This is a genomic window from Echinicola soli, assembly GCF_006575665.1.
Taxonomy (GTDB): Bacteria; Bacteroidota; Bacteroidia; order Cytophagales; family Cyclobacteriaceae; genus Echinicola; species Echinicola soli.
Window position 1 is genome coordinate 1,584,415 of the sequence record NZ_CP041253.1, and the last position, 26,844, is coordinate 1,611,258.

The 26,844-nt window shown below is 42.3% G+C and carries 18 protein-coding genes; 10 read left to right on the forward strand and 8 right to left on the reverse strand.

Annotation, left to right across the window (positions count from 1 at the left end; translation table 11 throughout):
* Positions 1 to 141: 141 nt before the first annotated feature.
* The 6 genes from FKX85_RS06675 to FKX85_RS06695 form a co-directional block, all read right to left on the reverse strand.
* The gene (locus FKX85_RS06675) at positions 142 to 327 is read right to left on the reverse strand and encodes a hypothetical protein (protein ID WP_141613990.1); all 186 of its coding nucleotides are present in this window, start codon (positions 325 to 327) and stop codon (positions 142 to 144) included.
* A gap of 11 nt (positions 328 to 338) precedes the next feature.
* A complete protein-coding gene (locus FKX85_RS06680; protein ID WP_141613991.1) occupies positions 339 to 1,508 on the reverse strand; it encodes an SDH family Clp fold serine proteinase in 1,170 nt (389 codons plus the stop codon).
* Positions 1,509 to 1,608: 100 nt separating this feature from the next.
* Positions 1,609 to 1,896 carry a hypothetical protein gene (locus FKX85_RS06685; protein ID WP_141613992.1) on the reverse strand — a complete coding sequence of 96 codons (288 nt, stop codon included), beginning with the start codon at positions 1,894 to 1,896 and terminating at the stop codon, positions 1,609 to 1,611.
* Between the two features lie 534 nt (positions 1,897 to 2,430).
* Entirely contained in the window at positions 2,431 to 2,580 is a 150-nt protein-coding gene (locus tag FKX85_RS21415; RefSeq protein WP_168196226.1) for a hypothetical protein, read from the reverse strand.
* Positions 2,581 to 2,589: 9 nt separating this feature from the next.
* Positions 2,590 to 2,790, reverse strand: a complete 201-nt coding sequence (locus FKX85_RS06690) for a hypothetical protein (RefSeq protein WP_141613993.1) — start codon at positions 2,788 to 2,790, stop codon at positions 2,590 to 2,592.
* Position 2,791: 1 nt separating this feature from the next.
* The gene (locus tag FKX85_RS06695) at positions 2,792 to 3,232 is read right to left on the reverse strand and encodes a hypothetical protein (RefSeq protein ID WP_141613994.1); all 441 of its coding nucleotides are present in this window, start codon (positions 3,230 to 3,232) and stop codon (positions 2,792 to 2,794) included.
* A 165-nt stretch (positions 3,233 to 3,397) separates the two neighbouring features.
* Between FKX85_RS06695 and FKX85_RS06700 the strand changes: the two genes are divergently transcribed.
* The gene (locus FKX85_RS06700) at positions 3,398 to 4,387 is read left to right on the forward strand and encodes a restriction endonuclease (RefSeq protein ID WP_141613995.1); all 990 of its coding nucleotides are present in this window, start codon (positions 3,398 to 3,400) and stop codon (positions 4,385 to 4,387) included.
* Positions 4,388 to 5,049: 662 nt separating this feature from the next.
* Here FKX85_RS06700 and FKX85_RS06705 read toward each other — a convergent pair.
* Positions 5,050 to 5,457: a hypothetical protein gene (locus FKX85_RS06705; protein WP_141613996.1), complete on the reverse strand. Its 408-nt coding sequence runs from the start codon at positions 5,455 to 5,457 to the stop codon at positions 5,050 to 5,052.
* Between the two features lie 149 nt (positions 5,458 to 5,606).
* Complete coding sequence (locus tag FKX85_RS06710; protein WP_229239788.1) at positions 5,607 to 6,077, reverse strand: IS66 family transposase; 471 nt, start codon at positions 6,075 to 6,077, stop codon at positions 5,607 to 5,609.
* A gap of 852 nt (positions 6,078 to 6,929) precedes the next feature.
* Here FKX85_RS06710 and FKX85_RS06715 point away from each other — a divergent pair.
* From FKX85_RS06715 to FKX85_RS06755, 9 genes are all read left to right on the forward strand, one after another.
* Positions 6,930 to 10,493, forward strand: coding sequence for a SusC/RagA family TonB-linked outer membrane protein (locus FKX85_RS06715; protein ID WP_210416913.1), 3,564 nt, complete (start codon positions 6,930 to 6,932; stop codon positions 10,491 to 10,493).
* A gap of 14 nt (positions 10,494 to 10,507) precedes the next feature.
* Complete coding sequence (locus FKX85_RS06720; RefSeq protein ID WP_141613997.1) at positions 10,508 to 12,523, forward strand: RagB/SusD family nutrient uptake outer membrane protein; 2,016 nt, start codon at positions 10,508 to 10,510, stop codon at positions 12,521 to 12,523.
* A 33-nt stretch (positions 12,524 to 12,556) separates the two neighbouring features.
* The gene (locus FKX85_RS06725; RefSeq protein ID WP_141613998.1) at positions 12,557 to 14,182 is read left to right on the forward strand and encodes a DUF5123 domain-containing protein; all 1,626 of its coding nucleotides are present in this window, start codon (positions 12,557 to 12,559) and stop codon (positions 14,180 to 14,182) included.
* A gap of 291 nt (positions 14,183 to 14,473) precedes the next feature.
* The gene (locus tag FKX85_RS06730) at positions 14,474 to 15,550 is read left to right on the forward strand and encodes a pectinesterase family protein (RefSeq protein WP_229239789.1); all 1,077 of its coding nucleotides are present in this window, start codon (positions 14,474 to 14,476) and stop codon (positions 15,548 to 15,550) included.
* Between the two features lie 33 nt (positions 15,551 to 15,583).
* Positions 15,584 to 18,076, forward strand: coding sequence for a glycoside hydrolase family 95 protein (locus FKX85_RS06735; protein WP_229239790.1), 2,493 nt, complete (start codon positions 15,584 to 15,586; stop codon positions 18,074 to 18,076).
* Between the two features lie 206 nt (positions 18,077 to 18,282).
* On the forward strand, positions 18,283 to 18,924 hold the full coding sequence (locus tag FKX85_RS06740; RefSeq protein ID WP_141613999.1) for an RNA polymerase sigma factor: 642 nt from the start codon (positions 18,283 to 18,285) through the stop codon (positions 18,922 to 18,924).
* Positions 18,925 to 18,974: 50 nt separating this feature from the next.
* Positions 18,975 to 20,006 carry a FecR family protein gene (locus FKX85_RS06745; protein WP_141614000.1) on the forward strand — a complete coding sequence of 344 codons (1,032 nt, stop codon included), beginning with the start codon at positions 18,975 to 18,977 and terminating at the stop codon, positions 20,004 to 20,006.
* A 146-nt stretch (positions 20,007 to 20,152) separates the two neighbouring features.
* On the forward strand, positions 20,153 to 23,539 hold the full coding sequence (locus tag FKX85_RS06750) for a SusC/RagA family TonB-linked outer membrane protein (protein ID WP_141614001.1): 3,387 nt from the start codon (positions 20,153 to 20,155) through the stop codon (positions 23,537 to 23,539).
* 12 nt (positions 23,540 to 23,551) lie between these two features.
* The gene (locus tag FKX85_RS06755) at positions 23,552 to 25,258 is read left to right on the forward strand and encodes a RagB/SusD family nutrient uptake outer membrane protein (RefSeq protein WP_141614002.1); all 1,707 of its coding nucleotides are present in this window, start codon (positions 23,552 to 23,554) and stop codon (positions 25,256 to 25,258) included.
* The last annotated feature ends 1,586 nt before the right edge of the window (positions 25,259 to 26,844 follow it).

The following is a 26,844-nucleotide window of genomic DNA, read 5'->3' on the forward strand; positions in this document are numbered from 1 at the left end:
CAAAAAACCCTTTATACGTTCAGTATTTGGGGTTTTTTCTTTTTGGGGGATGGATTGGGGGACGGTCTAGTAAAAAGGGAATGAAGCTAATTACCTAACCGCAGCTAATGTCTGCGGTTAGGTAATTATGAAATAAATTTTTTAAGTAGTCGTAAATGTTATATTGAAATCATTACTCATCATATCCTTTTGAATGTTAATGAGTTCCTGAATACTTTCATCAACCAAGTCAAACTCTTCGATTTCAAATCCGGAGCTTTCTGATTGCTCCCTTTTTGCTGCTTCAAGTTTGGAAAAAATTAATTCATAATTACTTGTTTCTGACATGTTCTTATTGGTTAAAATTGTAAAGGTTTTCTGAATTGAGACTCAATTTGCATCCTTAACTGACCCAAAATAGCAAAATTTCCACATCTTGGACAAGTATATTTGCTATTTTTTGGAAAAGGAATATTTCCATTTTTGATTGGAATATTTTTATCAAAATTACCTTGCAATATCTGTGACGATTTGCATTTTGGACAGGTGAATTTCACCTCAACGATTTGATTTTGTTTTTTCTGAGTTAACTCGGGAGGTGTTCCAGGGTTAACCGAGTATCGATATATTTGAGTGTTTGGAGTTTCGAATAGCTTATACATGTTAGTAGACTCTAAAGTCATTCTTAATAATGTATAATAATTTGTAATAGCATTGTCAAGTTCAGGAGTTTTGGAGTAATCGGTAATTAAAAGCCTCATTTTCTGAAAATCTTTAATTTTAATAGATCTTCCATGCGTTAACCAAGCCGAGTGATTGCAAAGCTTAGCTGCAATTTCTCTAGCTCGTTTTTCTTTCTCATCTGTTGTGACAGACTTTCGAGTTGAACTATGAGTTTCCCAATCTTGAAATTTATATTTTGATAGCCATTGGGTCACCAATTTTTGAGAGAAGTTTTGAGCATTTTCACAATGTTGTATTTCTCCCGGGGAAATGTTCTGTAATATAGGAATGTATGCCGGATTTAATTTTTTGGTTCTTTCTACTTCTTCTTTAATTTTATTGAGACCTGTTAAAAAGCCCTCTGCTGAATATCTTTTATTATGGTTCATTATCTGGGCATCAATTGGCCCCAGTGATGACGACGGGCCCATTAATATTTCGTCACCTGCCATTGAAAAAATAGTTCCAGCGCTTTTAGCCGAACCTGGTATTATTATTCCAACATGTTTGTATTTAGACCTAACTAAATCTACCAAATCTTCAACTACCTCAGCCGACCCACCAGGAGTTTCTAAAATAATATCAATAGCATTGCCCTTTAGGTTATTAAGCTGATCTTTGAATGGCATAATATCTGCGAATTCAATAGAGATTGGGGCATTGATTCTCGGGGATAGATCTGCTGCATAAACCAATAGATCTCTTCCTCCCCTCAACCTGGAAATCTCCTTTAACTGCTTTTTTCTTTCTTGATTAATTCCGTTAAAATCAAATCTCTTTTCAAGATATTCTGTATATTTGCCCATTGTAGTTTCTTTTACAAATAAATGTATGCCTATTTGAATAAAAATGAAATACCATGATCACGGTATTTTTTTGCTTTTTAAACCTCCGAAAACTCCGTTTTTACACCTTCCCAAAACTGGTTTCCCTATCCACTACCCAAATTGAATCGCCATCAAATACTACATGAAATCCCCAATCCCATAACCTTTTAATTTCTTCCAAGTTTTCCTGTATGTCCAACATCGTAACCTCTTTTCCTGTCCACTTTTTGCAAAAGTCTATCCTCTCCTGCATTTTATCGGATATTTCAACAGGGGAATCTTTACCAAGATACTCTTTATAATAAGCGTAGTTTTTTAGAAAATTAATCGGATACTTTTTCATAACAAACGATTTTGAATTAAACATTTTCAATGAGTATAACCCATTGATTTAAAAGGAAATATCAATTTAAGAATTTTTCAAAACCTGTTTGTTACCGCTGGTAGAACTATATTTTTATTCATCAAATAAGCGGCAAACAGCAAAAAGGGAGTAACAAGTCGTTACTCCCTTTATAAGGACGTCCACTACTACCGGCCCCTGCCGTCATTTAAAATGGCAGTATTCACCAAGCCATCAAATGACCATCAAACAAAAATAAATGTGCTTACTGGACACTTGCCCCGCTGCCGTAGTGAATCACTACAGCAGATATTCAGGTTTCTTCTATCTGGGGGACGGTGCAGGTGATCGAGTATCAGCTAATTTCCCCATTTAAGTCTGTCCAAGTTTGGTAATATGATTCAATATCTTTTTCGATTATTTCGAAGAGATTTTCGAATGATATAGCGTCAACAGGATGAACATACGTCTTCGGGTCAGAGAAATTTGTACCATTATCATAGAACATTTGACAATGCCATTGTTTTACTGATTTGGGAATCAGTTCAAATTCAAAGTTTAAATGAAGACTTTGTTCTCAGAATCCCTTTCTTCAGTGAACTTTAATTCAACTACATCAATAGGGACTTTTCCAATGGTATTTCTAATAGCTCTTTTTAATTCATCAAGACCATTGAAATTAGAAGAAATTTTTGCCGGTGTTATCATAGTTTTATTTTAAGATCTACCGCTTCCTCCGCAGCATGAACAGACTTCTCCGGAAGCCGCAAGAACATGTCTTTTTTCATTGAGCTTTTTAAGTTTTTCATCTATGTCATTTTTCCAAACTCCAGATTTTTTTTCCTTTAGGTCTTTTTCATAGCTTTCAACAGCCTCAAGAGCCTCTTTTAATTTTTGGTATACGTCTTGTTCTTTCATATTATAGTTTAGTTTGGGTTATTGTGTTTAAATCAGCGTTCTTCATTCCTTCGTAGGCCTTAGTGATTTCTGCTGTCATGAGACTTCTACAGGTTTTTTTTTGGCCTGGAATTAAATCATTAATGTTGATCAGGGTGTCGTATAAATCTTTATAAGAAGTCCAATAGGTTTGATACAGGATATTTTTTTCAATTATATCGTGGTTCCAAAGGGAAGCCGTTAGAGATAATGCATTAACTGCTTTAACAATGTCTGGACCTATAAGATTGTCTTTATCTATTTCACTTATATCTTGCCATGCCATGTGTAAATCAATTACTCCTTGTCGCCTGAACATATTTTTATTAGTGTTATTAGCTTTACCGGAAAGAAATACAGCTATGAGGCTAATGGCCAATGAAATTCCTGCTACAAACAAAGATGCAATTTCGAAACCTGTCATAATATTAGCCTAATAAATTATTGCTTTGATCTGTTTTCTTTAAGTCATCCTTAAATATACGTAGGGAAAGTAAATAAGGGAATACCCCTATTTGGGTATTTTTTTATTATTGGAGTTACTTTATATTGCACCGTCAATCTACTAGAAAAATAAAAAGAAACCTTAATGACTATTTCCGAAATATTAGAAAAACTTCCTAAAGTAAAGGAGGATAGAGGGTATTGGTTGGTTAGAACAAAAGGTGGGTTGTATTATGAGTCTTTCTTCGATGGGGAGTTTATTGCAGTTGGGTGGGAGAAAATAAAACTGTCTGATGTTGCAAAAGGAAAAACAGATAATAAAACAGGGTTTCAGATTTTAAGGGAAATAATTTCTAAACATTACCCAGACGAATCTAGGCCAGGTTATGCTGCTAACCAATTATTAAAGTTCGCCTATGATATTAAGAAAAATGACATTGTTTTAATTCCCAGTGAAAATTCGGATATAATTGCCTTTGGAGAAGTTGTTGAAACTCCAAGTTATTCAGATATATATAGCAACGATAAGTGTGCTTTTTCTAAGAGAAAGAAAGTTAGGTGGTTAAAAACCATTGGCAGGAATAAATTAGATCCTCATCTCTATAAATTGATGTTTTCACATTTAGCAATTTCTGACGCTTCGGGTTATGCCGAGCAAATCGATAAGGAAATAAGCTCTTTTTTTGTAAAGGGAGGTAAAGCCCATTTAGTTCTTGAGGTTCAAGCTGAGGAAGATATTCCAGCGAAAAACCTATTTGAGTTTGGACTTTATTCTCTCGATATATTAGATGAATTTTGCAAGGTTGAGAGCCTGAAAATTAAATCAGATGAGTTTAATGTCAAATTAGACGTGCAATCTCCAGGATTTATTGAAATATCTGGAATGGATATTTCTGGGATAGTTCTTTTAGGATTAATTATTGTTTCAATTGCTGGTGGGGGAGCTAGTCTAAAAATGAAGAATGTTAATTTTGGCATCAATACGGATGGAATTATTGAAAAAATTGGAGGATTTCTGAGGGTTAATTCGAATATAAAAGCTAAGAAAAAACTCTTGGAGAACCACACAAAAAATCTAGATATTAAAGATCCTGAAGAACTTATTAAGCTTTTTAAGGAGTTAAATAAAAAATGAATAAAATTCTTAACATACTGTCCCTTGTTGGTTCATTTATGGCAGTGTTTGGGGTTTTGTTCTTAATTCAAGACCTAACCTTAGGTAGCATAAATAGATTTTCTCGTATTATCATTTTGGAAATTCTCCCTTTAAAGTATTTGGTTTTTACTACTACCTCATTATTGTTCATCCTTAAGTTTATTGAGTTTTATACACCTAATAGAAATTGAGATCCTGAAGAACTTACAAAAAAAGGGCACTCACAAACTGAGCCCCCTTTCCTGACTGACATTTTAAAAAGTGGATTGATGTTTTATTTAGCGGTGGTGTGCTACAGATGAAGGAAATTCCACGTCCAATAAGTGCCATCATAAATCAAAAATGCCATTCTCCCCTTACCACTAGAAGAATCTAAGGGATATTGATTTACCAGACCTCCATGTAATATTTGTTTCCCGTTGCCCAAAACATCTATTGCCGCATTGTTATTCCTCCTAATCAACACCCATTTACCTGGATACGGGTTAGGTGGCAATGAAATGGAAACCCTTGATGTATTGTAGCTCGATAGGTAGGTGTCTTTATCTGAGCAGGTGTAATTTGTTGATACCTGTTTTACACTGAAATTTAATCCCCCTGCAAATAAGCTGTTGAACCAACCTCCGTAGCTTTTGCTGGCGTCACTTGATGTTCCATCCCATTACCCCTGCACTAACACCATTTGGATCTATATTTCTTTGATCTAATCTACCTCCAATACTGCAATTGTGTTTTGGTATACCCGCTGAAGCTGAAACCACATCTGATGCGCTACCGCTTGAAAACACCCCATTACCTGACATAACAGATGGTTTATCTATATCACCTGGGTTTGAGGCTTTAATACCAGCAATAGGATTTCCCTCAAAGTCACTGTCAATATCTTGATCGACCTCTACCGCCAAATCGCCATTTTCATTGAAGAACCTAATATTATGTACTGGATCATCGTTTTCATCATAAGCAATAATTTCGACTCTTTGGCCAGTATTTTCCGTTTTTAAACTTTCTACCCGAAGGTTTGTGATATCAGCATTTTCAGCAAACACAGCTCCCCTGACGGTTAATTTACCCGGCTCGGTAATTCCCCAATCAAGTCCAGTAGTTTCATCCCCTAAATTGAAAGTTCCCTGACTTAGGTCAAAGAACTGTATCCATCGGACGAACCCATGTATCTTCCTGTAGGAATTTTAATTTTTTATTTAGGCCGGTATTGTACCCAGTTTGAAGGGAGAAGCTGGTAGAGGTCTTTTTGCTTGTGGCTTTGAATTCTTTCAAAAACATCCTTGAGCCATTCAAACTCATTGACATTGTTCTTTTTGCAGCTGGCCATAAAGGAATACATGGCTGCGGTCATCTCTACGGCTTGGTGCGATCCGGCAAAAAGGAAGGCTTTTCTGCCGATTGCCAAGGGCCGGACAGCATTTTCCACAAGATTATTATTCAGCTCCATCTGTCCGTGAAGCGTATAGGCACTTAACCCCGCCCACCTGGAGCGGGCATAGTGTATAGCCTTGCCCAGCGGGCTTCCCGGCCTGTACCTGTATTGGTTTTCCTCCAACCACTTCCCAAGGTAGTAACTCCATATATCGGGATTAAACCCGGTGACAAGGTATCGACCGAAGTATGGGCGAAATACCTGGATCCGGAGACCAAAGATTGCTATCAAAATATGTTTATTTTTTTTAAAAAATGAACATATTAAAGGTTTCAGCCCATTTAATCAATAAGTCTGGTAGCCACCTAAAATCAAATCAACTTCCTCGACTTCAACATAACATACAGATTCTCCAGCAACCGCAAATCCCCCAGGAAAAGGTGCGACATCTGTTCTGGTGCGACTATTACCTTTTATCATAAATAGCAGTACATTAATATCTTATGGGCCTTTATTTTTTATATAGTGCCAAATAAGGCACACAGGGCTGGCTGTTCAGGACAACCCGAAAAAGGCTGGGGCGGTGTTCTCCCAGCTTTGTGACCATTTATAATCCGATGAACCTATGTCAAATCATTCCATTAGGCAAAGTCAGAATTGTATGTGTCATATAAGTAAGCGGATAAATTTTGGTAGGAGTGAAAAAAAATAGTTTTTATTTGGGGTCACTTCCTGAAGTTTACCCGTCACTTTTATGAATCGGTAGCATACCGGATTATGTTTAAAATAATCATTGACCCTAAAATTGTTCATGCCCGAACAAGTTGACCAGTTTGTTACTGGATCTTGCCACAGTTTTTAATTTCTAAAAATGATCAAAGGGTCGCCATTTCGACCTGATAGATCCCAATTGAGTAATTCAACCAATGACCATGCTGTTACAAATACATGTAGGGTAGGTCATGCTCAATCAGATCTATGAGGTTTTGTCATGCCGATTCCAAACATCCACTAACCCAAAATATCATGAAATACATCACTGAATGGGACACTTCTTAAGATGGGGAAAAATGCTTCTTGGCTTAACTGCCATGGAAAAAGCAAAACTTCCATTAAAGATGTTCTATCCCAAACACTTAAATTATGAAAAAAATATTACCCCGGCCTTTGCTAAAGCTGTCAAACTTTTTCTTGATCGGCTTTATTGTACAGCTGTTTATGTCGACTGTCTTACTGGCCAATCCAATCAATGCCCAAAGGGAAAGTCTTAAAAACATTGACATTTCCATTAAAGCAGAAAAACAGAAACTCAAGAAGGTTTTTTCAAACCTTGAAGCCCAATCCAATTTGAAGTTTTCCTATAATGAATCATTTCAGAATATCGAAGGTGGTTCGATCAATTTGGAACTATCGAACAGCAATATGTCAGATGTACTTAAGGCCATTGCACTTCAGTCTGATATCAATTTTCTACGGATCAATGATAACATCCATGTCACTGCAGCTGGGAATAAAAATAAATCTTCTGAACGATCGACACATGAAACTGTCTTGGAACAGGTCACCGGGACCATTACCGATCAGGATGGTCAACCAATTCCAGGGGTGACCATACGGGTAAAGGAAACATTGAGGGGGACGGTAACAGATATCGACGGAAAATTTAAAATAGAAGTTGCTGAAGGTGAAACGCTTACCTTCAGTTTTGTTGGCTTTCTCCAGCAGGAGTTAGTCTATTCTGGACAACAAAGCCTTAGCATTGAACTTAAGCAGGACCTTCATGCCTTGGATGAAGTGGTTGTGATCGGCTACGGAACCACGAAAAGAAGTGATCTTACCGGAGCAGTATCCTCAGTGGATATGGAAGAGCTGAAGGACATTCCAGTGGTATCCCCCCTACAGGCGATTGCCGGAAGAATTGCCGGGGTGAATGTGACCATTACCGAGGGGTCTCCGGATGCCGAAATGAAGGTACGGATTCGTGGAGGCGGGTCCATTACACAGGACAATTCTCCTTTGTACATTGTCGATGGCTTCCAGGTAAGCAGTATCAACGATATTCCACCTGCGGATATTAAGACCATAGATGTACTGAAGGATGCTTCGGCCACAGCGATTTATGGTGCACAGGGGGCCAATGGTGTGATCCTGGTCACCACCAAAAGCGGAAAAATCGGAAAAACTGAAGTGACTTTTAATTCCTATGTGGGCATGAGAGAGGTCTATAATCTTACTGATGTACTCTCTCCTTATGAATATGTCCATTACCAAAAAGAATTGGATCCAGGGCCATCCGTCACGGGAACTTCATTCTATGGAATGTACGGACTATGGGATGACGTGGATATTTACAAATCCAAGGGGGGTAATGACTGGCAGAAACAGCTTTATGGCAATACAGGAGTCCAGAAACATTTTGATGTAGGATTGTCCGGGGGAAATGAATCTCTCCAGTACCTGGTAAACTATACGCGGGATGATGAAAATTACATTATGCTGAACTCTGCCTATAAAAGAGACAATATAAGTATAAAGATCAACAAGCAAATCAGTGACAGGTTAAAGGTTGACCTGTATTCGAGAATGTCCAATACCACTATCACTGGCCCTAGTGTATCCAGTGGAAGGATGTTGCGGGATGGGGTGAAATATGCCCCGGTGAGGAGTCTTACCTATATCCCCGAGTCTTCCCTGGCCGGGACTGAGGATATCAATTCGGCGGAAGCATTGAGCTCCTTGAACGATCCCATTTATAATATTACCAATGAGTATAAAAAGCAATATCGGTTTAATAACATCTATAATCTCGGTGTCACATGGGACATTGTGGAAGGACTAACTTTTAGAACCCGCGGGACTTACAGTTTTAGCAAGGATTATACGGATAATATCTGGCTGAAGAATACTGGGGAAGCCAGTGCCAACGGCGGACAGCCTGTAGCCAGAAGAACGGATCAGAAAGGTCAGCGATGGAGCATCCAGAATACCTTGAATTATGATTTTTCCACTCAAGACGGGAAGCATGAGTTCAATTTCCTGATCGGTCAAGAGGTATACAATACCCAAAGGAACTCCATGAGATCAGAGTCTAAGTTTTTTCCAGGTGATTTTAATGCAAACAATGTGCTTGCAATGTGGAATTATGGAACCCCTCTGCCGACTTATACCGATATAGGAGAGCCTTCCCGTACCTCATCGTTTTTCGGGAGGTTTAATTATCTATTGTCTGACAAGTACATTTTTACCTTTACCGCTAGGGAAGACGGGAAGAATGTATTTGCTCCGGGAAATCGGTGGGGATTTTTCCCTGCTGGGGCCTTTGCCTGGAAGATTTCTGAAGAACGTTTTTTGAAAGGAAAATTGGATTGGTTGAGCAATGCCAAACTGCGCGTAAGTTATGGTGAAGTGGGCAATGCAAGGGTAGGATCCTACTGGAGGCAGCAGTACAGTTTTCAAAGTGGGGATAACCGCTTGATCTATATCGGAGAAACTGCACAAAGTGCCTTGCAGCCTTCATCGGTATTGAAAAATGAAAACCTCACCTGGGAAACTAAGGTGTCCAGCAATATCGGCCTTGACATGGCACTGTTCAATAACCGCCTAAATCTGACCATTGACATCTATAGGGATGTCACTAGGGATTTGATACTGGCAGTAGTCCTTCCTGCCAACTCGGGCTATTCATCCCAGTACCAAAATGTAGGAAGTACATCCAACAAGGGAATAGAAATTTCAGCTACTGGATACATTATCGACCGGGGTGACTTCCAGCTATCGGCAAATTTCAATATAGCATTTAACCGGAACAAAATCGAACAATTGGACGGTTCGGATTACCTGATCGCTTCTTCTGGATGGGGACTGGACCTGGGATCAGATGATTTTAGGGCACAGGTAGGAGAGCCCATAGGCCAAATTTATGGCTTCGTGGGTGATGGCATGTATTCGTTTGATGATTTCACCTTTGACGAGACCCAAAAGAAGTGGATCATTAAGGAAGGGGTGGCTGATGTGTCATCGGTCATTACGACTTCCGGCAATTATTTTGGGCCAGGACATATCAAGGTGAAAAAATTAAGCGGGGAAGGCTCCCAGATATCAGCGGATGAAGACCGTACAGTCATCGGCAATACCATGCCCAAACATACCGGAGGTTTTACCCTTAATGCAGTTTTAAAAGGTTTTGACCTATCGGCAATGTTAAATTGGTCCTATGGCAATGATATTTATAATGCCAACAAGGTCGATTATACCACTTTTACAGGAGCCAAAAGGTACCAGAACCTGAGCAGCCTGATGAGCTTGGACAACCGTTTTACTACCATCGACCCGGTAACCGGTTATAATGTAATGTTTGGAAACGAAGCTGATCCCGAACGACTCCAGGTACTGAACCAGGATGCAACGTTATGGCACCCGATTACCAACCGTTCTATCTTGACCGAGTGGGCAGTCGAGGATGGGTCTTTCTTACGGCTCAATACCCTTACGCTTGGGTACACCTTGCCCGAAAGTCTGACTACAAAGTTCCTGGTGCAAAATCTCAGGATTTATTTCTCGGGATATAACCTTGCCATCTGGACCAATTATTCCGGACAGGATCCCGAAGTGGATACCAGAAGGTCAACTCCGCTTACCCCTGGGGTGGACTATTCTGCCTATCCCAAGGCCAGAACATTTTTGGCCGGTGTAAACATCACATTTTAAAAAAGAACCAGACCATGAGGAAAATAATTATTGTTCTGTTTTCAACCTTCATATTGACATCATGTGAAGAGTTTCTGACCACTGAGTCACCTTCGTCACTAAGCTCCGAGGTGGTTTTTAACACCACTTCCATGACCAAGGCCGCTATTATGGGCGTATATTCCAAAATGACCGATAGTTATATCTATGGTCAGAAACTATCGGTAAATTGGCAAGGAGTATCAGATATCGAGAGCAACGGCTCCTTCAGTACGACAAACTACAATTCCAACTCCAGTGACTATGGAGCGGGGAATTTTTATGATGACAGCTATAACAGGACCACCATCTGGCAGAGGTTGTATGAGTTTGCCGAACTGGCCAATACCGCTGTGGACGGTATCAGGAATTCACCCATATTGGAAACCTCTCCAGCAGTAATGAAGGCCTATCTTGGGGAGGCCCTCACCATGCGGGCTATGGCTTATTTTGAGCTGGTACGATATTGGGGCGATGTGCCTTTCAAAACCCAAGCCTCCCAATCTGATCTCTCCAATGTATATATGGAAAAGACCGATAGGGATGTGATCTATGCACAGCTGCTGAAAGATCTTCAGGAAGCGCAGGAATACTTGCCATGGTTAAACCAAATGCCGGAATATTCTACCAGTGAGCGGATCACCAAGGGATTTGCAAAAGGCCTATTGGCTCGTGTGGCCTTATTTGCTGGGGGATGGTCTCTTCGTGACGGCAATACTTTTCCTGATCTCGACGTGGAGCACCATCCGACCATTCCCGAAACGGGTGGGTATTTTGTGGGCAGGTCCAATAATTGGAAGGAATATTATCAAATAGCTGCCCGCCAATGTGCCGAGATTATTGGAAGTGGGGAGAATCCACATGCCTTGGATTCCGAATATGAAAATATATGGAAATCGGTCTGTGGCCTGGAGCCTAATGCAGCGAATGAAAATCTCTTTGAGGTGGCCTTTGGTCTGGGCAACAATGGAGATATCGGGTCACTAATGGGGTATCCAGTGGATGGGAATTCCAAATACGGAACCCGTGGATTTGGGGGAGGTTATGTAACTTCTACAGCCTATTATTTCTATTCCTTTGATGATCAGGACAAAAGAAGGGACGTGACCCTGACATGGTTAAGGTACACCTCAGAAAACAAAGAGGACATGAGTACCAATCCGTTGGATGTCAAGTTTGCAAAATGGCGTATTTATTGGATGAGCGACAGTTATTTGAACCTGCACAAAACAGCTACGTCCAGGGTATCTACAGGCGTCAACTGGATACTGATGCGGTATTCGGACGTTTACCTGATGTTTGCAGAGGCCATGAACGAACTGGAAGGCCCTGACGCGGTGGACCCTATTGCAGGGATCTCACCTAGACAAGCATTGGAAAAGGTCCGTGAACGGGCATTTGGTGCCGGCTCGGACAAAATCAAAAATTATGATTCGGACTTCTTTAGGGCAATTGTTAATGAAAGGGCCTGGGAGTTTGGATGCGAATCTATCCGTAAACAGGATTTGGTGCGCTGGGGCTTGCTTTACGAAAAGATAGAGGAGATGAAAAGGACGTTATGCCTGATGCTCGACCACAACCAATCCGTAAACATCTTTGACAAGGTTTACAGTCCAAGCGACTTTCCGTCGACCGTCTATTTTAAGATGGAAAATAATGGTGAGTATATCGATACCGAGTCGGTCAACTATTATGGAGACCTTCCGGCAGATCCAGGAGGGGATTTCCAATCTGTGAGCTGGTTTCCAGAGCAGGCTGCCAAGCCGGAGGAAGGCAACAATACCAATTATATCGATTGGCCGGTTAGGACCTTGCTGGCAGCCACTGGGCTAAATCCGTCTTATGACTATAGTGATTTTATGGGTCAGCTTCGCCATGGTGATGAAATTCTATCTAATCTGGTGCAATTTGAGATGGGCAATAATACCTGTTATTATCGCCACCCATTTGCGATATACTATGAGGATATCTACGAGTCCAAAGGGTACCTGCAAAATTCCTTTGGCTATTGATGGTACATATTGGGAACCTAAAGATATAAAACGATGAAACTGAAAAATATAATGCTAGGGGTAGTGGCATTGCTATCTACCCTCATGTTTTCCTGTATGGATGACATCAATGACTGGCCAGTGGACCCAAGTCATAACAGGCTTTTCCGTTCTTTGGTGCTTGATGTAGTAGAGGCCTTGCCCACCGCGGTAGAGCTCAAGTACAATCAAGTGGTCGATGCCGATAAATATATTTTCGAATTTAGCGAGGATAGTTTGCAGTTCACTGAAATTGTGAAAACCGTGGAGGTACTGGCCGATACGCTGACTCCTTTTTCCGCTTCTACCCAGTCGACCAAAACAGAATACCGGACGGTTTTCGAAGAGTTGGACGGAACTACAGCCTATTCGGTGCGCATGTATGCTGTGGACATCAGCACAGGACTGGAATCAGGTTTTAATGAACTGTTTTTCGAAACACCTGCCGAACAACTGTTTACCTCTTATGTGGCCTATACTAATCGTTTGGAAATGGTATGGGCTCCTTCTGATCGGGTGACCACGTTGATATTGAGTGATCCATTGACTGAAGAAGTTTTGATCGAGAAGAGCCTTTCTCCTGAGGAAATTACTACAGGCAGGGCCGTATTTGAAGGACTAAGTCCTGGGGTGGAGTATATGGCCCAAATTTATAACAATGAGAAAGTAAGGGGGACCCTTTCGGTACAGACCAGTGGAATTGCCGGAGGGTTTGTGATCGATGTAAATGTCGGTGATGACTTGTCTACCGTCATAGAAAATGCAGTAAGCCAAGGATATTCAGAACTTATCCTTTCGTTCGCTGGGCAAGCGCCATATGAACTGGGTTCGTTTACTATTCCAAATGGGGTGACAGGCTTGAGTTTTACCGGTTCTCCTGATGTAAACGGAGAATTGCCCCATCTTAATTTAGAAGAGGTTAGGCTAAGTGATCTGAATTTTGACGATCTTATTTTCGAGAATGTAGAAGTCACTGGGGACTACGGACGGTATTTTATCTTTATCGGTGATGATGGGACTGAATTGGACGAAATAATTTTCAGAAACAGCAGGTTAAGTGATTTTAGGAGTATTGTGCGCCTGGGCAATAATCAGATTGATATAACCAATGTGTTGTTCGAAAATTGTCAGATCGACAATGTGGGAGGCTATGGAGTAGTCAATATTGGCGGCAGCACTCCTACGCTGGACACCTTGTCCTTCACCAACAGTACCCTGACCGAACTGGCTACCCAATTAATGGATGTCCGGAACAGTATTGGTGAAGTCCATATTGGCAACTGCACTTTTGTGAACCTGTCCACCTCAATGAGCCAATTGCTCCGAATGGACACCAACAACCTTCTACTATCAGTGACCACGACCAATAATATATTTGCCGGTAATAATGGAGGGGCGTCTGTCAATTCACTGAGCTTTGATATGGGACAGACCGGATTGAATGTTTCCTTTGGGGGAAGCTATATTACGACTGACCTTGAGATCAACAGGTACGATTTTGCCAATATTACGCTGTTTCAAGGGACTACCTACGAGCTGTTCTTGGACCCTGATAACAGAGATTTTACCCTCAATCCAGATTCAGGATTTGGCGGCAGAGGAGTAGCAGGAGATCCAAGATGGTGGTACAGTGAAGAGTAGACAAGATCCTGATCAGGGAAGTTCTTCATTGATCAAAGTAATGTGGTGTGTTTCGGGATTTAGCACGCAATTCATCGAGACAGGATGGTAACATTTTGATTGGGTTTTGAAAAGGAAAGGCTATCCGCATCTGCAGGTAGCCTTTTTGATTTTCTTGGCAGGAAATCATTGTATTGGATTATTATTAAGCATATGGGGTCATTGTAATAATTTATCCCGTCCTATTCCTGAGAGAGGGGATACATAAAAGTTCTCCCTAATGGGCCATAAAATCATAAATAGAACCATAAAATGACATTGTCAAAAAAATATGCTCCAGGCACAGGATATCGGAGAAAAGCATCCGGGAAAACAGTGGTTGGGATGGGGGCTCTCTTAGCTGTTTTTCTATTCCTGAACCAAGGCAGGTGCCAAAATTTATATAATCATTATGATGATGGTAAGGTAAAGGTCATCAAGGGAACCGTCCAACAGGATGTTGTCGTAGCCCGGGACGGGAGCGGAGATTTTATTTATCTGGCTGATGCCATTGAAGCGCTGAGGGTCTATCTTCCCCATCCGGTGACCGTAATGATCAGGCCGGGGATTTATGTAGAAAAGGTAGAAATCCCTGCAACACTGACCAATGTCACTTTCAAAGGAGCAGGAGCTGATCAAACGATCATCCGCTATGATGATTACGCAGGAAAGGCTAAGATAGGCACCTTTGATTCCTATACCTTAAAAGTGTCGGGAAGTTCCCTTAGATTTGAGGATTTAACCATCGAAAATTCAGCAGGTCCAGTTGGCCAGGCCGTTGCCCTCCATGCCGATGGAGACCGGTTGGTTTTCGAAAATTGCCGGTTTATAGGGAATCAGGACACCATGTTTGCCGCTGGTGAAGGCAGCCGGCAGTATTTCCGCAATTGCTATATTGAAGGAACGACAGATTTTATCTTTGGAGGGGCCACCGCGGTTTTTGATCATTGTATTATCCACTCAAAGAAGGATTCTTTTATTACAGCAGCATCCACACCCAAGCATGTCAAGTATGGCTATGTATTTAAGAACTGCCAACTTACATCAGAACATGAGGTAAAGAAAGTTTATCTTGGCAGGCCTTGGAGGCCTTATGCCAAAACGGTTTTTGTGAACTGTGAAATGGGAGACCATATAGTTCCCCGGGGATGGCACAATTGGGGAAATCCTGAAAATGAAAAGACCGCTTTCTATGCGGAATTAAATTCAAATGGCCCCGGTGCAGAGCAGGACCAAAGGGTGGCGTGGTCGGTCCAATTAGACGGCCAACATAGTACTGCCTATAGCCTTGATGAAATATTCAAGAGGGTAGAAGAGCGTTCGGATGGTGAATTACAATGGTATAAATGAAGTTTGAAACAAATAAACAATATCCAGGATTACATGGAACACGTAAAGAATATGATACTGGCAGTAAGTGTACTTTGCACAGTCAGCCTAAGCTGCACTACCGCCAAGGAAGAAGGTAATACCGATCATAAGGACTTAAAGCTATGGTATGACAGGCCTGCTGAAAATTGGAATGAAGCCTTGCCCATAGGCAATGGACGCTTGGGAGCCATGGTATACGGCACACCCGAAAAGGAGCATATCCAATTGAACGAAGAGACTTTTTGGGCCGGAGAACCGGGCAATAATGTACTTCCGGAACTCCAGCCACTTTTGCCTGAACTTAGAAAACTTATCTATGCAGGAAAACACAAGGAGGCAGAAGCATTGGCGATGAAAGCCCTCCCACGTCATGCCGATGAAGGGAATAACTATGGAATGCCTTATCAAACGGTAGGGGACCTGTACCTTGACTTTGGTGCACTTGACGGTTTTACGGACTACTATCGGGACTTGGATCTGGAAAAAGCGGTGACCACTACCCGTTTTACGACCAAGGGAACCCAATTCAAAAGGGAAACTTTTGCATCGCTTTCTGATGATGTTATTGTCATTCGGATTACGGCCAATAAAGGCGGGGCCGTCAGCTTCGAGATCGGTGCAGACTCTCCGCAGAAGAAATTCAATGTAGAGGCGCAGGACCAACAGCTCATTCTCACAGGAACTTCTGGAGGAGTGGACAACAAAGAGGGAAAGGTAAAGTTCAGGGGAGTCGTCAGTATTCTTCCGAAGGGAGGGGAATTGGCCAATAACAGCCACTCCATTGGTGTCAGCAATGCCGATGAAGCCTTGGTTTTTATTTCCTTGACGACCAACTTCGATAATTACAGAAATCTGGATGACAGCACCCTCGACAATGCCAGTCAAAAATTGAAAAATGCCATGTCAAAGGATTATGGTGAACTCAAATCCTCCCATATCGAAAAATACCAGGGATTTTTTAATCGGGTGAAATTGGACCTTGGAACAACGGATTCGGTAAGGAAACCCACCAATGTCAGACTGGAAGAATTTGGCCAATCAAATGATCCATCCTTAGTAGCGATGTATTTTCAATTTGGTAGGTATTTACTGATTTCAAGTTCGCAACAGGGAGGACAACCTGCCAACTTACAGGGAATATGGAACAATATGGTTTCGCCTCCCTGGGACAGCAAGTATACCATTAACATCAACACGGAGATGAACTACTGGCCGGCAGAGGTGACCAATCTTCAAGAAATGCATGAACCGCTTTTTGAAATGGTAAATGAGCTGTCCAGAAGCGGAAAGGAAACAGCCAAAGGCATGTACGGAGCCAGAGGTTGGAACGTCCACCATAATACCGACCTTTGGAGAATAACCGGGCCAGTGGATGGCGCTCACTACGGGCTTTGGCCAATGGGGGGCGCCTGGCTTTCCCAGCATCTTTGGCAACATTATCTCTATTCGGGCGATATCCAATTTTTGGAAGACAACTATGATGTATTTAAGGGAGCGGCCTTATTCTACCATGATATCCTCCAACCGGAACCTGAAAAAGGTTGGTCGATCGTAGTGCCGAGCATGTCTCCGGAGCATTCGCACCATGGAGGAACAACCATTGCGGGAGGGACTACCATGGATAACCAATTGGTTTTCGATGTGTTTACCAACTTTATCAAGACCGCGGAGCAGTTGGGAAAAGATGAGGAATTGGTAAAGGCCGTTAAGGAAAAATTGGGCAAATTACCTCCCATGCAAATCGGCAACTGGGGCCAGCTTCAGGAATGGATGCACGATTGGGACGATCCATCCAGTGGACACCGTCATGTTTCCCATCTTTATGGTCTTTACCCCAGTAACCAGATTTCGCCTTTCCAACATCCGGACTTGTTTGAGGCAGCAAAGACTTCTTTGGTAGCAAGGGGAGACAAGTCCACTGGTTGGTCTATGGGATGGAAAGTCAATCTTTGGGCACGACTGTTGAACGGCGATAGGGCTTACAAGCTTATCCATGACCAACTTACCCCAGCCATTACAGAAGATGGGGAGAATGGCGGCACCTATCCCAATCTGTTCGATGCGCATCCTCCATTCCAAATTGACGGAAACTTTGGATGTACCTCTGGGATTGCCGAAATGATTGTACAGAGCCACGATGGGGCTGTCCATTTATTGCCTGCACTCCCTTCCGCTTGGGAAAATGGTTCTGTGAGCGGTCTTCGACTCAGGGGAGGCTTTGTTTTGGAGGAGCTTACTTGGGAAAACGGTCAGGTCAAAAAATGCGTGATCCGTTCGACGATAGGAGGAAACCTTAGGATCAGGTCCGAAGGATCCCTTAGCATTGATGGTGGAAAACTTGCACAGGCCAATGGAACCAACACAAACGCGTTTTTTGAGGTAGCCCAAATAAAAGAACCATTGGTCCATTCAGGGGAAGGAGACGGTAAAGCGTTCATCAATGACACAAACCTGTATGACATTGAAACGGTCAAGGGAGAGGCCTATACCTTAGTTGGAAGCTAATATAGAAAGTGATTAAGTAAATGACTTTGGGTAGTTTCGTGTAATTATGACTATTTTTACTGTAAAAGGTGCCAATTCAATGGTACCTTTTACTTTTATGATTCAGGTCAATAAATCCTTTGGAAAATATATGGAGCTAATGGGGTCATTTTATCCAGGATAGCTGTCATAATGATACAAGGGAATGAATTGCAGAACTACCAAAAATGAAAGATACCCAAGATAACCGTCTGCGCCCGGCCCTGACCGAGAAGGGAACCACCCAATTTTATGGTCAAAAGATGATGACGTATTACGAAGAAAAGTCTGATTTTGACATTTGGAGTGCCTTTAAACTGGGCAATGAAGCAGCCTTTAACTACATCTACCGGAAGCATATGAAGGGGCTCTATAACTATGCTTATCAAGTTTCTAGGGACCAGGATATTGCCCGTGATGCGATCCATATCCTTTTTATAAGAATCCGGAACAAAAGACGCTCATTAGCGGATGTTCAAAATATCAAAGGGTATTTGATGAGGGCGATCTATAGGATTGTACTTGATGAGCTCGAAAAAAAGAAAAGGAAATTCCAAGTTATCGATAATTGTATAGAGGAACATTTTCCAATCGAGCTTTCGGCTGAGACCAAAATGATCAACTTTGAGATATCTGAGGAAAGAAGGGTACAGTTGGAGGACGCCATGAACCAATTGTCCAGTAGACAGCGCCAAGCTGTGTTGCTGATGTATAAAGAAGATCTTTCCTACAGGGAGATTGCTGAAATAATGGGAATGGAACAGGTGAAGTCTGCCAGAAAATTAATTTATAGAGCAATTTCAAGCCTCAAGGCATTCTTCTCCAATTGATGGAAGTTATGCCAGTAGTTGTCTTCTGACCAATTAGAGAACACCGAATTATGAAAAAGTACAGTGAGTTTGAAATAGAGGATTTCCTGACCGACGAATTTTTTGTGCGATGGGCCAAGTCGTCGGACAAAGAAGCGGCCCATTTTTGGGAAAAATGGATGGAAAACAATCCTGCCAAACGTGAAGTAGTGATGGAAGCCTACTATGTCGTGAGTTCGGTAGGCTATAAGGAAGAAATCCATGCATCAGATCAAGAAGAAATCGAATGGCTTGAAGGCATTCTGAAGCAGAGCAGAGGGGATGAAGAGGTAGTGGGAGATGTAAAACACGGCGGATGGGCTTGGTTCAGAAGGATAGCAGCAGGGGTGGTACTTTTTTTCTGTGCATTTTTTGGTTACAAAATGGTCACTGCACCTAAAAGGGTAGTTCCAGAGCCCATAGCGACAGAATTGATTTATAAGGAAAACCCAGCCGGCCAAAAGTCCACCTTTAAGCTGTCCGATGGTACGGTAGTTTACCTGAATGCAAAAAGCGACCTGAAATTTCCGAACAGATTCAGTGATTCCATAAGAATGGTAGAGCTCACCGGGGAAGCTTTTTTTGAGGTTTCCGAGGACAAGGAACGTCCCTTTATTGTAAAGACCCAAGGTGTGAACGTAAAGGTGCTGGGGACTTCGTTTAATGTGAAGAGCGATGCAGAAGTGGCGGTGGCCTTGGTAGAGGGTAAAGTCACTGTAAGTCGTGATACAGGTGGGCAAGTCCATTTATCCCCCAATGAAATGCTGACCTATAAGGAGGACGGGAAGGTATTGAAATCCTCATTTGATCCATTTGAGATAGTGGGCTGGAAGGACAAATACCTCGTGTTTAGGGAAGACAGCTTTTTGGAGGTAAAGAATAAAATTGAGAAGTGGTACGGTGTCAAGATCCAATGTGCCCGGGATTTCCAAAGTGATTGGTCTTATACGGGGCAATATTACCAAGAAAGCCTGGACCGTGTGATGGAGGGCATAAGTGCGACTTCAGAATTCAGTTATCAAATTAAGGACAAAAAAGTAATTCTTATACCTAATCCCAAATAACCATGGAAACAAACTATATGACCATACAGGCTTTACCTAAGAGGTAGGCAGCAATTTAGTGAATTGCTGCCTCCCCAGTCATTGTCTCAATCGCCAAATCTCGAACAAAGACTGGTTTAAATCCAAAACTTAAACCAAACCAATGTATGGAAAATAGAGTACTTAGGCAATTAATTATGCTATCAAAATATTTTGTACTGGGTTTTTGTGTGCAGTTGTTCTTTACTGCGTTTTTGCTGGCCAGTACAAGCAAAGCGCAAAAGGAGAGCCTTGAGGATATCAACGTATCCTTAAAGGTGGAAAACCAGCAGGTCAAGGAGGTCTTTCAAAAACTGGAGCAACAGTCCAACCTTAAGTTCTCTTATAATGAGAAAATACAGAACCTTACCCATGATGCCATTTCGATAGATATGCGAAACGGAAAGATGTCCGATGTACTGCGGGAGATTTCCAGTCAGACCAATCTTAAGTTTCTAAGGATCAACAACAGTATCCATGTGGTCAACAAGGACAGAGGGGATAGCAGTGTGGATGAGATTATTTCCGAAAGGCCTGTTTACCATGTGACTGGGATGGTGACCGATACAGAAAATTTTCCAATACCCGGTGCTACTGTCAAAATCAAAGATGGAACCCGTGGAACTGTGACGGATATTGACGGGAAATACCAAATTGATGCGGTAGAGGGAGATGTGCTGGTATTCAGTTTTGTAGGCTTTGTCTCCCAAGAGATACAGATCACCAATCAGACGGTAGTGGACATTGTCCTTGAAGAAGACCTTAAGGCACTGGAGGAAGTGGTAGTCGTTGGATATGGTGAACAGAAGAAGGAAACGTTGACCGGTTCGGTGGTCAGTACCAAAGGAGAGATCATCGCCAAAAGTCCAGTCCCCAATGTGACCAATGCCCTTCAGGGAAGATTGCCCGGGGTGATTGCCACCAATACGACTGGAGAGCCGGGCCGTGATGATGCCCAGATCCTCATTAGGGGCCGAAGTACCTTTGGTAATTCACAACCACTTTTGGTGATTGATGGTGTGCCACGACCAGGGCAAGGGCTGGGCCGGATAGATCCCAAGGAGATCGAAAGTATTACTGTGCTAAAGGATGCTTCCGCAGCCATTTATGGAGCGAGGGCCGCAAATGGAGTGATATTGGTCAAAACCAAACGCGGCGGAAAGGCAAAACCAGAATTTAATTTTAGCTACAACCAAGGTTTTAGCCAGCCTACGCGCATATTGGATGTGCTTGATGCGCCTACTTATGCACAGGTACGGAACGAAGCTGAATTCAGAAACGGCTCTACGACCCCAATCTATACTGAAGAGGATATCCAAAAATACAGTGATGGCTCTTCACCACTGACCCATCCCAATACAGATTGGGTAGGAGAGACGCTGAAAAACTGGTCCCTGCAAAACAAGGTGAACCTATCAGTAAACGGGGGGAGTGAGGATATCCAGTATTATATGTCCCTAGGAGTCCAAAACCAGGATGGGCACTTTGTCAATAACCCTACCCAGTACAGCCAAGTCAATCTCCGAGCAAATTTAGATGCAAACATTACCGATAATTTCAAGGTGTCTCTAAATTTGGCTGGAAGAAAGGAAGACAGGACCTATCCTTCTACCGGTACCTGGGTAAATTTTGTCAATATCCTTTCTGCCCCACCAGTATTGACTGCCCAATATCCAAATGGGTTGATAGCTGCCGGTAGGTTTGAAGAAAACCCCTTGTTGCGTGACCAGGCAGGCTACCTAAAGCAGGAGAGTTATCCTATTCAGACGACCTTGCTTTTGGATTATGAACTTCCCTTTATCGAGGGATTGACCTTGACAGGGTCCTACAGTTATGATTTTAGGAACGATTTTGAAAAAACCTTTCAGAAACCCTATAGCTATTGGGAGTATGACCCGGCCACAGGGCAGTACAATGAAGAAATGTCGAGTTATTATGCCAGTCCTACAGTAAGGGATTACTTTGATCGATATTTTGTTACTACTTATAATCTACGTGCCAATTATACCAGAACGGTTGCGGAAAACCACCATTTTAACCTACTGGTCGGAGTAGAGAGAGCAGAAACTAAGGGAAACAATGCCTCAGCGTTTCGAAGGAACTTTCCCACCACCGTCCTTACCGATATAGATTTTGGGGGAACGGATCTATCTGATCAGAGTACAAGCGGTTCTTCTTCCCTGACCAGAAGGGACAATCTGTTTGGGAGGTTAAACTATGACTACAAGGAAAAGTACCTGGTGGAATTTTTGTTCAGGTATGATGGGTCTCCAATTTTCCCTGCCGGGGACAGGTATGGATTTTTTCCTGGATTGGCTTTGGGTTGGCGTTTATCTGAGGAAAATTTCTTGAAAAACAGCGCTGCCGTAGACTTTATGAAATTGAGGGTTTCCTATGGTGAGCTGGGAAATGATAATGTAGATGATCCCTATGCTTACCTTAATGCTTATTCCATAGGAAATGCCTATACATTTGGCGGGAGTGATGTGTTGGGACTTACCCCGGAGGTACTTCCCAATTACGATTATACATGGGAAGTCCTTCGGACGGCAAACATAGGCTTGGAAGCCACTTTTTGGAATGCCAAATTGGGTGTGGAGCTGGATGTCTTCAAACAAAACCGTTCCAATATCCTTGCCCAGCGCCAGGTAAGCATTTCCAGTACCTTTGGCTTCCCGGGGCTTCCTCCAGAAAATATAGGAAAAGTGAGCAATCACGGATTTGAACTGGTACTTTCCCACCAAAATCATGTTTCCGGACTGCTTTACCGCATAAAGGGAAACATGTCCTTTGCGAGAAACAAATACGAATACTTTGATGAAGTTCCGGCCGGAGAAGAATACCAAAACCTCACCGGACGTCCCATAGGGTCACTGCTGATTTGGCCTACTAATGGCGTTTATAACACACAAGCGGAAATTGACAACAGCCCTCACCTGGACAATGCCAAACCGGGAGACCTTAGGTATGTTGACTATAACGGAGATGATGTCATCAACGGTGATGACCAATACCGCTTCGGGAAATCCACTACACCGGAAATTGTATTTGGTCTGGACCTGAATTTCCAATACAAAAATTTTGACCTGAGCACTTTCTTCCAAGGACAGGGAAATGCGGCCTATTTCCCGGGAATTACCAGTTTGGGCGGGCAGAGCAATGGCGCAGTGATCAGGGCAGAGGATCGGTGGACGACTGAAAATACCGATGGGGCGATGCCTGCAGCTGGAGGGAATTTTGCCCAGTTCAGCGAGTTTAATCTTTATAGTGCAGCCTTTGTCCGGTTGAAGAACCTGGAGCTGGGCTACAGTTTTCCCGAACACTTATTGGAAAAACTCAAGCTGAACAGATTGAGGGTATATACCAATGCATTTAACGTATTTACCTTCAGTGAAATCGACTTTATGGATCCGGAGGGAAGGGGGGACGGAAATGATCCCAATTCGACCAGGACCGATGCTAATTACTATCCACAGCTAAGGGTGTTCAATATCGGCGTTGATTTCTCATTCTAAAAACAAAACAAGATGCAACCAACAATCAAAAAATATAGTCTGTTCGTTATTGTGACTGCACTTTTGGTTTCCTGTAATGGGGAGTATCTGGATATTAGCCCTAGGGACAGGATCACAGAAGACCAGGTGTGGAGTGATCCCAGCTTGATCGAATTGTACGTCAATGGAATCTATGCGGGAGTGCCCCATGGATTTGAAACCCATATGTGGTCAAAGTATACAGATGAGGCCTATGGCGACAATACCTGGCTGAGAGGAGAGTGGAACCCGGACAACATTAGTAGTTATGGACAGTCCAGTAACTGGATCGATTATTATGAACAGGCCTATAAGTATATCCGAAGGACGAATGTGTTTTTCTCCGAATTGGACGGGACGCCACTGAGTGATTGGGAAAGGGCCGCATTGTCCGGTCAGGTGAGGTTTCTCAGAGCCTTTATCTATTCGCATTTGCTGTGGAGATATGGAGGGGTGTCCATTGTGGAAGATGTTTTTGAATTGGGGGATGAATATACCTTCCAACGGGATAGTTATGGAGAGGTGGTGGAGTATATTATTGGAGAACTGGAAAGTGTTTTGGCCAACCCTGAGGTGCCAGAGTACATCAGTCCGGGTGCAGACAGTTTTGGCAGGGTCACCAAGCATGCGGCAATGGCTCTTAAATCAAGGGTATATCTGTATGCAGCCAGCGCCCTGACCAATACCGGTAACAATATATCGTTATGGGAAAAGGCAGCATCCTCTGCCAAGGAAATTATCGATCTGGGAGCTTACCAGCTCCATGACAACTACTCCGACGTGTTTCTGGATGTGAACGAAGAGCTGATATTTGCCAGGACATTCAATAGCACCACCGGTCATGCGGCCACCTTCATCAATACCAATCATGTATATGGAGGATATGGTGGATGGGGCGGTAGAAATGCTCCCTCCCAGAATTTGGTGGACGATTATGAAATGGCGAATGGTCAGCCTCCCTATTTGTCTGATGGAAGCATCAACCCAGCGTCTGGATTTGATCCACAACAGCCATATGAAAACAGGGATCCACGTTTTTACCAGACGGTTATCTTTAATGGGGATGAATTCAGGCCAGCCGACAGGGGAAACGCAGGGCCAAAGTATGATGTCACTCAGGAAGCAACGGCCATTAACAATGGTGAGCCGGTAATTACAGGGACAGTGGGACCGGACAATTATAAATTGAACGGGGACAATTCCAGGACTTCATATAGCCTCAAGAAATTCATTGACCGTAATTTGGTAATCAGTAGATCCCAGGCCTATCCCCAGCCATGGATTTTCTTCCGTCTTGGTGAGGTATATCTCAATTATGCCGAATCCAGCTATCACCTTGGCGAGGAGGCAAGTGCAAGGAATTATGTTAACCTGATACGGGAAAGGGCAGGGATACCGCCATTGAGTGATGATGTCGTTGGGGAGGAGCTCCTTGGCAGGATTCGCAATGAAAGAAGGATTGAACTTGCTTTTGAAGGTCATCGGTTTTTTGATGTCAGGAGGTGGATGATTGCTCCGGAAACGGAGTCTAAGGATATCATGGGCGTTGACATATTCGAATTGCCGGACAATACCCTTTATTTTAAGGAAAAAGTATTGATCGAAAGACCGAAATGGCAGGACAAGTTCTATTGGATACCCATTCCAAGAGCTGAAATCAACAAGGACAGCGGCGTGGCCCAAAGTCCTGGTTGGGACTGACCTCTCACTTGTCTTGAAATATTGGTATCTTTATGAAAACCACTGAAAGGATAATTCTCTTTTTCGGTTCTATATGGAATACTGTGGGTAAATTATCCACGGGACTGTCCCACTTGTGCGGATAGATCAGGGGAATAGTTTTGTTCCTACCGCACAAAGCCCCTTGGAGGCAACCTGATTTTACCAAGCTTAAATGCCCAGCGGCATTGGCCAGGACTCCCTTCTCACTATTTTAGCCGACAGAAGTGTCAGCAGGGATGCTCCGTTAGGAGCATTAGCTTGGTAACAGAAATTGGATACAGCATCCTAACAGTGCCGTAGGTACTGACCATGAGCAAGGAAAACATATATCATTATCGACTGCATCAGGAGCATGGGCACCCAAATTCATCCGTCCGCGCGATGCTTCGATCTCCATAGCCCGCTAGCGCTCAGTTTACCCATAGTAAATCATATAGAACCTCTTTTTATAACATTTCGAGCAAAAAATCGCTCTTCGATTTGACTTTTTTCATGATTGTTTAAGGGAATATGTGTATCCGTAATGTAGCACGTAAGCAAATATTATAAAGGCTCTTATTGTTTTCTGTTCTTTTATTCAGGTGTGAAAATGCTTTCAAAAGGTCTTCATGAATGTAACGCATTTCCATTGATGAAAAGAACCAAAAATCTAGGCCCTGGAGCCTTTTTCAAATTGAGTGAATTTGGTATTCCGATTACAGTTTCGTTTGGCTCAATTTGATTTTGTGCCAATTGCCGTGGGCTAAAAATGGGTGGGTCTTGCTTGTCCACTGCGCGAGCTAACGCATTTTTTTAACGCCCCCATTCACTGTCCCAATCCCGGTCGACCGGGACCAAAGGCCGAATAATGGCTTCCCGATGAATATTTCGTTTCTTCGAGGCTACGTGCAAAGTCGCGGAAAGTCATATTAGGGAATAAAACTTTCAAGGTGGCGAATTAGAGATTGACAGAAGTCTTCCATAATGGGTAATTTAGTATGCTCTCCCAAAATACCTGTCCCGAGAACTTTTATAAAACTTGACTTTGCTGGCAGTTACTTTCGTTTCTATGATTTGGTATAGATGTAAACAGTTGTCAAACTACCCGCCCTGTAGTGAAGGTGATTTCTTTCTGGAACAGAAGGCTCGCATTTGGTCAAAGTTAATTTTTTTGGATTGATTTTAATGGGAACTTGTACCTGTTTCATGTTAAAATAATACTATTCGGTTTTTTAATTATTTGGGATTATAGTGTTTGTTTTGTTTATTGATATTTATGCAAAGGAATTGTTTTTTTAACAGATAATTTGGGTTTTTTATTGTCTGATTTAATGTTTATATATGTTTTTTTTATCTTGAGTACATTTGAGTGTGTTTGATATTCCAGTTTGCGTATATATGCGTATGCAAACCTTCTTTTAACGGTAATTTAATCCATTATTTTGTGTGAAAGGTTGTTTGGTGTAATTAAATGGTTTTCAGAAGGTAATAAATGACAGTTTATAACTAAATTAATAGAAGTACGCTGAATTGATTATTGCTTTTTATGAAGCAAATAAAATTGAATTCAGGTTTTGAGCAATTTG